We start from the raw sequence: 10,777 nt of genomic DNA, 5'->3' as shown, positions 1-10,777 counted from the left end.
CGTGCGCCACGGTGCGCTTCCTCTTCCTCCACGCGCGCGCGGCCTGGCGCCGAGGCCCCGCCGAGTCCCTGCGCGGCTACTTCTCCCCAGGGCCGCTCAAGCGCGTGGGCGTGGTGGGCGGGCTGGGCGCTGCGCTGGCCGGGGCCTACTTCGTCGCCGCGGCTCCTTCCGCCGCCGCGCGCCCGCTGCCGTTCCACATGGATCGGATGGAGGCGGCGCACACGGGGCTCGGCTCGGAGATGGGGGACGTGCTCACGCGGGTGGATCCGCGCGTGGCCCACATCTCCAAGTGGGTGCTGAGCGTGGGCGACTCCGTGGCTGCCGGTGACTTCGACGGGGACGGGCTGATGGACCTGTACCTCTCGCACCCGCTCAAGAAGGACGAGTACCGAGCCGCGCTCTACCGCAACCTGGGCGATCTCCGCTTCGAGCGGGTGAAGGTGCCCGCGCTGGAGCGCTTCGCCCAGCGCTCCGTGCAGGAGGGGCTGGCCGGCACCGCCACCTTCGTGGACTACGACGGGGATGGAGACCAGGACCTGGCCATCGGTGTGGCCTTCGGGCCCTCGCGGCTGCTGCGCAACCAGCTGCGCGAGACGGGGCAGGCGGGCTTCGAGGACGTCACCGAGGCGGCCGGTGTCGCGGACCACTCGGTGAGCCTGGGCCTCACCTTCTTCGACTACGACCGGGACGGGCGGCTGGACCTGTTCGTCACCAACGCGCTCACCACGCACCTGCCGGGCTACGAGAAGCCCACGCCGCTCAACCTCTTCCAGCTGCCCGCGCCCGAGTACCCCGGGGATCGGCGCATGTTCCGCTTCATGCACGACGGCTGGCACCAGGCGGACAACGGAGGGCTCAACCACCTCTACCGCGCTCGGGGCGATGGCACCTTCGAGCGGCTGGACATGAAGGCCCTGGGGATGACGGAGACGCGCTGGTCCCTGGCGACGAGCACGGTGGACCTCAACCATGATGGGTGGACGGACCTGTACATCGCCAACGACTTCGGGCCGGACGAGGTGTACCTCAACGAGAGCGGCAAGCACTTCCGCCGCATCGCGGGCCGGCTCTTCGGCGAGGTGGGGAAGGACACGTACAAGGGGATGAACGCCTCGGTGGCGGACTTCGACCGGAACGGGTACCTGGACGTGTACGTGTCCAACGTGCACCACGCGCTGCAGGCCGAGGGCAGCCTGCTGTGGATGGTGGGGCCGGGCGAGGGCGATCCGTTCGTGCCGGGCTTCAAGGACGAGGCCACCTTCCGCGGTGCGCTCAACGAGCGGCGCTTCGGCTGGGGCGCGGCGGCGGGAGACCTGGACAATGACGGGTGGCCAGACATCGTCCAGGCCAACGGCATGGTGGATGACCGGCACGACAAGCTGCTGCCGGACGGGGCGCGCAAGGACTACTGGTACATCAACCACAAGCTGATGCAGTCCGGGCCCGAGATGCACACGTACGCGGACCAGTGGGGCGACATCCGCGGGCGCACCATCTACCCGAACGAGGCGCGGCGCGCGTACCTCAACCTGGGCGACGCGAAGCCGGGCCACTTCGTGGACGTGGCGCGAGAGCTGGGCGTCGAGGACCCGGACAACTCGCGCGGCGTGCTGATGTCGGACCTGGACAACGATGGGGACCTGGACCTGATCATCACCAACCAGCACGGCCCGGCCTCGGTGTACCGCAACACGCTGCGCACCCCGGGGGCCTCGGTGCCCGAGGGAGCGCACTTCGTGGGGCTCACGCTGGTGGGAGATGGGGAGCGCACGCACCGCACGGCGGTGGGCACGCGCGTCGTCCTCTCCTACGAGGAGGGCGGCCGGCGCGTGGAGCAGGTGCAGGAGGTGGGGCTGATGGGCGGCTTCTCCGCCTCGGCGGATCCACGCATGCACTTCGGCCTGGGGCGGCACGCGGGCCCTGTGACGGCCACGCTCCATTGGCACGGCGGGGAGGTGCAGACGCTGCAGCTCGAGGCCGATCGCTACCACGAGATCCGCCAGCCGCCGGGCTCCACGGCGCTGCAGGGAAGGAGATGACGGCATGCTGTCGGCCCTGAAGGGGGCCATCGTGCGGCGCGATGAGCTCACGGAGCTCCAGCGCGCGCAGATGCTCGCCCTGATGCAGCTCTGCTACGCCGGCGTGTCTGCCGAGCGCTTCTCGAAGGATCTCGAGGAGAAGCAGTACGTCATCCTCCTGAAGCTGCGGCGCACCGGAGAGCTGATGGGGTTCAGCACCCTGCGCGTCGCCGAGGGCCTCATGGGCGGGCAGGCCGTGGAGCTCGTGTACTCGGGGGACACGGTCATCCACCCGGACCACTGGGGACAGAAGGAGCTGCAGGTCCAGTTTGCCCGCTTCACGACGTGGCGGAGGCTGCGCCGGCCGCTGCGCCCGCTGCTGTGGCTGCTGCTGAGCGGCGGGTACAAGACCTACCTGCTGTCCGTGAACAACTTCCCGCGCACCCTCCCGCGGCATGACTGGGAGCCACCCGCCGAGCGCGTCACCTTCATGCGCGAGCTGGCATCACGGTGGTTCGGGAGCCAGTACGACGCGGAGCGCGGCATCCTGCGCTTCCAGGAGCAGAACTACCGCGTGCGGGATGGCATCGCCCCCATCGATCGGGCGGCTGCCGCGCACCCACACATCGCCTTCTTCGCCGAGCGCAACCCGGGCCACGTGAACGGCGAGGAGCTGGTGTGCCTCACGGAGGTTCGGCTGAGAGATCTGGCGCTGGCGGTGGGGCGCATCCTCGTCAAGCAGGTGCGAGGCCTGACGCGGCGTGGGCTGCGGCTGATCGGGGTGCGTGCGCGGGCATGAGGGCCGTGGTTCCATCGGCGCTGTTGCTCGGGGGCTTGCGAGCGGCCATGGCTCCGTCGGCGCTGCGCTTCCACCGGGCGCTGCGGCGGCCAGAGGTGGCTCAGGCAGAGTGCCTCGGGCGGGTGCTGCGGGCCGTGGCGGGCAGTCAGCAGGCCCGGCGCATTCCGGGCTTCGAGCGGCTCGTGAAGCCTGGCGAGTTCCAGGACGCCGTGCCCCTGTCCACCCCGGACTCGGTGACTGCGGACGTGGAGCGCCTCGCCGCGGGTGAGCCACGCGTGCTGACGGGAGCGCCGGTGGTCCGGTTCGAGCCGTCTGGAGGCTCGTCGGGCGCTTCGAAGCGGGTGCCTGTCACCCGCGCACTGCTGGGCGAGTTCCACCAGGCGCTGGCGCCCATGCTCTTCGAGCTGCTCCACCGGCGCCCTGCTGTGCGCGCGGGGCCGAGCTACTGGTCCATCTCGCCCATCGGGCGGAAGCAGGGGAGGACGCCGGGAGGAATTCCCGTGGGCAGCGTGGAGGACAGCGCGTACTTCCCGCGGTTCCTTCAGCCACTGCTGGCGCGGGTGTTCGCCGTGCCGGGGGCAGTGGCCCGGCTGCCCGATGTGGAGAGCTGCCGGTACGTGACGCTGTGGTTCCTGGTGGCTTGTGAGGAGCTGGCGCTCATCAGCGTGTGGAACCCGAGCTTCCTCACGCTCCTCATGGATGCGCTGGAGGTGCACGGGGAGCGGCTCGCGGAGGATCTGGAGCGCGGGACGTGCCGGCCTCCTGGCCGTGAGTCCGACGAGGAGGTCCGAGCGGTCCTCTCGCGGCTGCGCTTTGCGCCCCAGCCCGAGCGAGCCCGGGTGCTGCGCCAGGCCCTGAAGGAAGGCCTGAGTGGAAAGGTGCTCTGGCCACGGCTCGCGCTGCTCAGCATGTGGACCGATGCCCAGGCCGCGCATGCCGTGGGACCGGCTCTGCGCCGCTTCGAGGGTGTCGAGCTCCAAGGCAAGGGGCTGCTGGCCACCGAGGGAGTCGTCACCCTGCCGCTGTTCGATGCGCCTGCCCCTGTGCTCGCCGTGCGCAGCCACTTCTACGAGTTCGCCGACCCGGAGCGGCCGGAGGCACGGCCACGCCTCGCGCATGAGCTCGAGCGAGGCCGTGAGTACGTCGTCCTCCTGTCCACCTCGGGAGGGCTGCTGCGCTACCGGCTGGGAGATCTCATGCGCGTGGAGGGCTTCGTGGGTGCCACGCCGTGCCTGCGCTTCATGGGCCGCGCCGATGCCGTGAGTGATCTCGTGGGCGAGAAGCTCGCGGCCACCCGCGTGACGGCGGTGCTGGACGCCACGCTCCCGCCACTCTTTGGGGGTGCGAGGCCTCGGTTTGCGATGCTCGCTCCCGAGTGGGAGGCGCCACCCGCCTATCACCTCTTCCTGGAGACGGACGCTCCGGATGCGCGCCTGGCCGAGGCCGCTGAGACGACTGAGCGCGCCCTGCGGGAAGGCTTCCACTACCGCTACGCCCGGGAGCTGGGACAGCTGGGCCCAGTGCGAGCCGTGCGCGTGAGAGAGGGCACCCGGCGCTACGAGGCGCGCTGTATCGCCTTGGGCCAACGGGCTGGGGACATCAAACCCACGGACCTGCACCGCCAGCCTGGCTGGACGGCGCACTTCACCTCGGGAGCCACCTCGTGAGGAACCCGCTGCACCTCCCGTCCTCTGCGGAGCCCGTGCTGGCCGTCGATCTGGAGGCGGAGGCAGACCTGGCCCGCTGTGGCGCGCTCAAGGATTACTGGTACGTGGCGTGCCGCTCGCCCGAGCTCACGACGGCGAAGCCGCTCGCGAGGACGATCTTCGGCATCAACATCGTCCTCTTCCGGGACGAGCAGGGGAGACCCGCGGCGCTGCGTGATCGCTGCCTCCACCGCAACGCGCGGCTATCGGCAGGGGACACCTTTCAGGGGAAGCTGGGGTGCCCGTACCACGGCTGGGTGTACGACGCTGCGGGCAACGTGGTGGAGGTGCCCTCGCTCGGGCCGTCGCAGCGGGGCGAGATGCTCGATGAGCGCGGCCATACGAAGGCCGGGCTCACGGTAGAGCCGTGCAAGCTGGGGCGGCTGCAGCGCTTCGAGGCGCGGGAGCAGGACGGGCTCATTTTCGTCTTCATGGGCGAGGACGTGTCGAAGGCGCGAGCCGAGCCATTCCGGGTGCCGTACTGGGGGCACGCGGACTGGACGGTGTACTTCATGGTGACGAGGTTCCAGAACGGGGTGACGAACCTCGTCGAGAACTTCATGGACGTGCCGCACACGGTGTTCGTGCACTCGAAGTGGTTCCGGAACCGCGCGCGCAAGCGGGTGCCGGCGACGGTGAAGCGCTCGGGCGGGAGCGTGCTGGTCACCTACAAGCAGGAGCAGGACACGGTCAGCGGCCTGGGGCGCATCTTCAACCCACGCGGCCTGCCCCTGTTCCACACGGACCACTACTTCGTCCCGAACATCACCCGCGTGGATTACATGTGGGGAGAGCACGGCTTCGTCATCAACTCACAGGTGACACCCATTGGACCGACGGACAGCCTGGTCTACACGGCCATCAGCTTCCGGCTCCCGTTCGAGCTGTCGGGCCGGGTGGTGGGCCGGGCGCTGGCGCCGGTGATCAAGTGGTACACGACCCAGGTGATCCGGCAGGACGTGGAGATCATGCGCGTGCAGCGCGAGGGGCTGCTGAACGGTCCGGGCGGCGGCATCTTCAAGAGCACGGAGGCGGACCTGCTCCACGCGGACATCGAGGCCTACCGGCGCTGGCTGCGCGAGGGTTGCGAGGGCACAGGCCCCAGCGACGAAGAGCGGGACATCGTCTTCTGGATCTGAGCAGGAGACATGGCTTCGGGCTGAGCACTGCTTCTCACCGCCTCCCCTGCACTGTCGCGGGCCGCAGGTTCAGCCGAGAGCATCTGATGGAGGAGCGCTGCCAGCTCCGGGCTCTCCGCCTTCCAGCGCTCTGGCAGCACCAGGGGCAGGTGAGCGAAGCGCCTGGCCTTCCCGGTCCTCACCACGTCCATCAAGGCAGGAGGGTACTCTCCGGTGAGGAGCCGATAGGCTGTCATGCCCAGCGCATACACGTCATCCGCAGGCTGGGCCTCATAGCGGACCAGAGGCCAGCGCACGGCGCATGCGGCGCGTGGTAGGGTCACCAAACTCTGCGCAACCTCAAGAGTGATCGAATGCCTCACCTGCTGACCTCGCCTTCGCCAATCTTATTGATGCTGACGCTCCTCTGCTTCTGCACGGGTTGCTCGGATTGCGCAGCGCGGGATCCTGAGACGGGAGTCACCCTGCAAATACCTCAGGAACAAGGGCTACAGCCTCTTCGCAAGCCGCTGCCGCTGTTGGACGGCGAGATCGACATCAAGAACAAGTACTCATCCGCTGTGATGATCACGACTCGCGTCCCCTCGGGAACAGAAGCGGGATGTAATGGCGTCCTTGTTGCCCCTCAGCTCGTTCTTACAGCGGCGCACTGTGTGTGCATGCAACACAAGCTCTCAAGCTCTGATTCGGAGGGCGAGGGCGTTTTCGACAGCTCGGCATGCGGACAGAGCGCGAGCGTAAAGACTGTGACCTACCTTCCTCCGCGACGCATGGGGGCGGTCCGATACCTCACCGAGGACTACACCGGGACAATCCAAGTCCACCCCGAGTTCAGGATCATCCTCGGCAAGCAAGGTGACATTGCCTCAAGCCATGCGGATCTCGCTGTAATACTTTTGGATGCAGCAGTGCCCGAGGATCTACCGCCCGTCACACTGGCGGAGTCCGAAGTCGGCGTAAATGAAACCGTCATCACAGTCGGCTATGGCTATGCTGGACCTGGCAGCAGCACCTTCGAGAAACGCCGCTTCAGCAAGAGCAAGGTTGTTGATTTCATCAGGCCGGAATACGAGCGGGTCGTGTTGGAACAACCGGAGCTGCCTCTTTTCAAGAATGACAGCGGCGGCCCGTGTCTGCGTGAAGCCGGAAACGAACAGAGACTCGTTGGCGTCTCAAGCCGGGGACTGGGCAATGCAGCCACGTTCACAAGCATCCACTTTCACAGAGCGTGGCTGCGGGAGAAGATCCGTGCCGCAACCTTCCCAAGGACCCCCGCACCATGATGGCCTACGAAGCGAACCTTTCGCTGCCGCGCAACCAGCCATCGCGGGCTGCCCTCTGGTTGTCTACCACGTTGCTTCTCTTGGGCGGTGGGTGTTCCAGAAGCTCGTCACTGCCGCAACGCCTCCCAGAGGGCGCCTTCATGGAGATGGCGGGCGGGAGTATCTCAACCGTGCATCCAGGGCCGCTGGATGCCATGAACGTATATGCCTCGAATGTCGCCATCAGGACCAACGCCAAGAAAGTGGATGGCTCAGAGGTTTGCAGCGGAGTGCTCATGAATTCCAGTCACGTCCTGACCGCGGGCCACTGCTTGTGCATGAGACGGAGCGTCTCCACGGACGAGAGCAGAGCGGCACTGAGGAAGAGACTGGATGAGGTTCTTCCGTCCCGAGGGAAGACAGAGTCCGAGAAGAGAGAGTTGGACAATCTCAAGGCTAGAGTCGTGAAGAATGCCGCCACTGTCCTCGACGCCACACTCTGCGCGGCGGAAGGGGATGTCAAGTTTGTGGAGTACTTGCCTCCTCGGCCAAACATTAAGTCCAAGGCTACGAGCACTGAATACCGTGGGGCGGCCATTCGCCCACATCCTGGACTTCTCATCGTGGAGGACGCGGCGGGGACAACGTGGTTCAGAGAGGCCGATCTTGCTATTATTCGTCTGGCTGCTCCCGTGGAGGAATCGTTCCGCACCGCCAGACTACCAGATGCTGAGATTCAACTCGGCAATAGGGTCGTCATGGTGGGCTACGGATTTGGGGCCAACGGCAGCACCACCAATGACTTCGGTGATCGGCACTATGGCGAGAGCCAAGTCATAGGTATTGAGCGCATCCCTTCAGGCAGCGTGAAGTTCCTCACCAGGAAACAGCCGCGCGGAGATGGGCCACCCCCCAGGCTCTATTCTGGTGATAGTGGTGGAGGTTGCTTCAGCCAGACCGATGACACCGTGCTCGTTGGGATCGCGAGCGCGGTATGGAAGGACGGAGAGTCGTCCATCTTCACAAGCGTTTATCCCTACAAGCAGTGGATAAAAGAGGAATTGAAAAAAGCGGACGCGGCGCTCACTGGAGACACGACAAGCGTGGCTCCGTAGCCGCCGTGCCGAGCCCATAACATGCACCGAGTGCCACGAGGTCCGCGCTGTGGTGGCTCCTATTCGGACGGATCCGAAGTGGTAGGCGGCGGCAGCTCGAGGATGGGACGGTAGCAGCCGTTCTTCCACGCGTAGGAGCGGGCGCTACAAGGGGGAGCTTCGTCCGTCGGGCCGGACCAGCACCCACCGTTGATCTCGACCTCTGGCTTCACACAGGGAGGACGACTCTGGCCTGGGAGTGCATTCTTCGGGAACTCGAGGCCGATCCCACGACGTGCGGGCTCAGGTGATGCCTCACGGACGGAGGTGGAGACCGCGCTGTCCGCGAGCTCCGCAGTCCCCGCATCCGCGGTGCCGCGATCCTGTGTCTCTCTCGCCACGGCCGTGGAGCGCTGCCCCTGTGAGTGCTGCTGGCGCGACCACACGCCAGCGGAGAGGACCACGGCTGCGACTGCGACTGCGGCTGCGGCTGCGAGCCAGGACACCCTGCCAGGACGCTGGTGCAAGGGGATGAGTGAAGTCCTCAGCCTGATGGAGGCTGCGAAGCTCGGGCGCGGCGAAACAGGCGCAGCCGCGCGCTCGGGAGACGCTTCGAGCGTGGGGCAGGGTGGAGCGGACGAAGCTGGGCGTGCGGTGACCCGTGGTGCGGCCGGGTGGCGGTGGGGATCCTGCTCCTGGTGCCTGGCGGTCTCTGCCGCGCGCTCGAGCGCCTGGGCCATCTCCCCTGCACTGTCGCGGGCCGCAGGTTCAGCCGAGAGCATCTGATGGAGGAGCGCTGCCAGCTCCGGGCTCTCCGCCTTGCACTGCTCGGGCAGCACCAGGGGCAGGTGAGCGAAGCGCCTGGCCTTTCCGGTCCTCACCACGTCCATCAAGGCAGGAGGGTACTCTCCGGTGAGGAGCCGATAGGCTGTCATGCCCAGCGCATACACGTCATCCGCGGGCTGGGCCTCATAGCGGACCAGGGGCCAGCTCAGGTGTTCCCACTCGAAGCGCAGCGACTCCGGGCTTTGGTACTGGGGAGTGCCGGGAGGAGGCACTTGCCGCGTGAGGAGGCTCGCCCCGCGGTAGGTGCCCGTGCCGAAGTCGACGAGCACGGCCTCGGCGCTCTCCTTGCGCACGAGGATGTTGCCGCCTTTGACATCCCGGTGGAGTCCGCCCACGGCATGGGTGGCCTCCAGCGCCCGGGCCACCTGCGCGAGCAGGCGGAGCAGGTGAGCGCGGGAGCGCGGCTGTGCCTGGGCCCACGGATACAGCGGCACACCGTCAATCCACTCCATGACGAGGAAGGGAAAGGAGACGCCGCCCTGCACCTGCCACTCCCCTCGATCATGGAATTGCGGCACATGGGGGTGATGGACGAGCGAGAGCAGCTGCCCTTCGCGCTCGAAGCGAGGGTCTTGGGGAGAGCGTGCCATTTTGAGGGCGAAGGGCCCTGCACTCTCGAGCCCGATACGTTCGACGCGGTAGACGAGGCCGTAGACGCCCCCGCCCCCCCATTCCACGACGCGCCAGGGACCCACCTCCGAGCCTCGAGTGAGGAAGGAAGGCCCCATCGCATGCAGCGTCCCCATCAGACATCTCCTGGCATCCACCGGGCAGCAGCGCTGCGCGCCGACGGCCCATCCTACCTCAGAGGTTTCCTCGGGAACCCTCGGATGAAGCGACTGGACCGTCCACGAAATGAGACGGGGGAGTCCACAGCGGGAGACGGGTGCAGGGAAAGGAGATTCCCGGCGCCCTCTACGCAGGTCTAAACGTATAGACCTGCGTAGCCCCGGCCCCCCCTTTACGGAGGTCTACACGTGTAGACCTGCGTAGTTCCGGGCACTCCCTACGGAAGTTTACACGCATAGACCCGCGTAGCCCCGGTGCCCTCTACAGAAGTCTACATATGTAGACTTTCGTAGCCCCGGTCCCCCTCTTACGGAGGTCTACACGTGTAGACCTCCGTAGCCCCCGGCGCCCCCCTACGGAGGTCTACACGTGTAGACCTCCATAGTCCTCCATGTCCGCCTACGAGGCGGGTAGGGAGCAGGCGGAGCGTAGGCCGTGGCAGCTCAGCGTTCTGGCCAGGTAGGACATGGCACTCAGTGCAGCGATCCTCACCAGTCGTTCGGCCCTCCGCTTCGGGCTCTCGTTCACGCTTCCGGGCTGGGTGGTAGGCCGGGCGATGGCACCGGTGCCCAAGTGCATGGAGGTGGATCGGCTCCAGGCGGGCTTTGAAGCCAGTCGCCTCAGGCCTGCGGACTCGAAGGCAGAGGCTTCGTTAGAAGTCGTCGTCAAACTCCTGGCGTAACCGAGCAATCAGGTCAGGCTGATCGATGCTCTGCCAGGCATCACGGGCAGCCGACAGATGCTGCCTACGTGCTTCAGGAGATGAAGGAAGCTGGGCGAGCCGCCGATGAGCTCGGCCAATGGAGTAGGGCTCCGGAATGCCACTGTATAAGGACAAGGCTTGCGTGAAGAGGGAGCGCGCCTCGTCATGGCGGGAGCGAGCCAGGGCGAGTTCGCCGAGGCTTTGGATGCAGTTGGCCTCGCCCTGGATGGACCCGACCTGCTGGTAGAGGGGCCGGGCCTGCTCGAAGAGGGAGCGCGCCTCGTCATGGCGGGAGCGAGCCATGGCGAGTTCGCCGAGGCTTTGAATGCAGTTGGCCTCGCCTTGGGTGGACCCGACCTGCTGGAAGAGAGGCCGGGCCTGCTCGAAGAGGGAGCGCGCCTCATCATGGCGGGAGCGAGCC

The 10,777-nt window shown here is 66.9% G+C and carries 8 protein-coding genes; 6 read left to right on the top strand and 2 right to left on the bottom strand.

Annotated features, from left to right (window positions below):
• The 6 genes from VD972_RS43135 to VD972_RS43110 all read left to right on the top strand — a co-directional run.
• Positions 1 to 2,039: CRTAC1 family protein (locus VD972_RS43135; protein ID WP_324995553.1), on the top strand; the 2,039-nt coding region annotated here is incomplete at its 5' end.
• A 4-nt stretch (positions 2,040 to 2,043) separates the two neighbouring features.
• Positions 2,044 to 2,817, top strand: a complete 774-nt coding sequence (locus tag VD972_RS43130; RefSeq protein ID WP_324995551.1) for a hypothetical protein — start codon at positions 2,044 to 2,046, stop codon at positions 2,815 to 2,817.
• Positions 2,818 to 2,864: 47 nt separating this feature from the next.
• Entirely contained in the window at positions 2,865 to 4,484 is a 1,620-nt protein-coding gene (locus VD972_RS43125; RefSeq protein ID WP_324995550.1) for a GH3 auxin-responsive promoter family protein, read from the top strand.
• Positions 4,481 to 5,662 carry an aromatic ring-hydroxylating dioxygenase subunit alpha gene (locus VD972_RS43120; RefSeq protein ID WP_324995549.1) on the top strand — a complete coding sequence of 394 codons (1,182 nt, stop codon included), beginning with the start codon at positions 4,481 to 4,483 and terminating at the stop codon, positions 5,660 to 5,662. The genes VD972_RS43125 and VD972_RS43120 overlap by 4 nt, the downstream gene beginning before the upstream one ends.
• A gap of 353 nt (positions 5,663 to 6,015) precedes the next feature.
• Positions 6,016 to 6,945, top strand: a complete 930-nt coding sequence (locus tag VD972_RS43115) for a trypsin-like peptidase domain-containing protein (RefSeq protein WP_324995547.1) — start codon at positions 6,016 to 6,018, stop codon at positions 6,943 to 6,945.
• Positions 6,942 to 8,039, top strand: a complete 1,098-nt coding sequence (locus VD972_RS43110) for a trypsin-like serine protease (protein ID WP_324995545.1) — start codon at positions 6,942 to 6,944, stop codon at positions 8,037 to 8,039. Before VD972_RS43115 ends, VD972_RS43110 begins: the two co-directional genes overlap by 4 nt.
• Before the next feature lie 59 nt (positions 8,040 to 8,098).
• Here the strand turns inward: VD972_RS43110 and VD972_RS43105 are convergent, their stop codons facing one another.
• Together VD972_RS43105 and VD972_RS45680 are read right to left on the bottom strand one after the other, a co-directional pair.
• The gene (locus VD972_RS43105; RefSeq protein ID WP_324995543.1) at positions 8,099 to 9,610 is read right to left on the bottom strand and encodes a serine/threonine-protein kinase; all 1,512 of its coding nucleotides are present in this window, start codon (positions 9,608 to 9,610) and stop codon (positions 8,099 to 8,101) included.
• Positions 9,611 to 10,305: 695 nt separating this feature from the next.
• A partial coding sequence (locus VD972_RS45680) for a tetratricopeptide repeat protein (RefSeq protein ID WP_414654226.1) occupies positions 10,306 to 10,777 on the bottom strand: 472 nt, incomplete at its 5' end.

It is taken from the genome of Hyalangium sp. (assembly GCF_035629615.1).
Lineage (GTDB): Bacteria > Myxococcota > Myxococcia > Myxococcales > Myxococcaceae > Hyalangium.
Note: the sequence above shows the minus strand (reverse complement) of the source record. Positions and strands in the feature narration are given on the sequence as shown.

What these genes read in the sequence shown, in the direction of transcription:
- VD972_RS43105 (WP_324995543.1), bottom strand. Translation starts at nt 9,610, where the DNA reads ATGGGGACGCTGCATGCGATGGGGCCTTCCTTCCTCACTCGAGGCTCG.
- VD972_RS43115 (WP_324995547.1), top strand. Translation starts at nt 6,016, where the DNA reads ATGCCTCACCTGCTGACCTCGCCTTCGCCAATCTTATTGATGCTGACG.
- VD972_RS43125 (WP_324995550.1), top strand. Translation starts at nt 2,865, where the DNA reads ATGGCTCCGTCGGCGCTGCGCTTCCACCGGGCGCTGCGGCGGCCAGAG.
- VD972_RS43130 (WP_324995551.1), top strand. Translation starts at nt 2,044, where the DNA reads ATGCTGTCGGCCCTGAAGGGGGCCATCGTGCGGCGCGATGAGCTCACG.
- VD972_RS43110 (WP_324995545.1), top strand. Translation starts at nt 6,942, where the DNA reads ATGATGGCCTACGAAGCGAACCTTTCGCTGCCGCGCAACCAGCCATCG.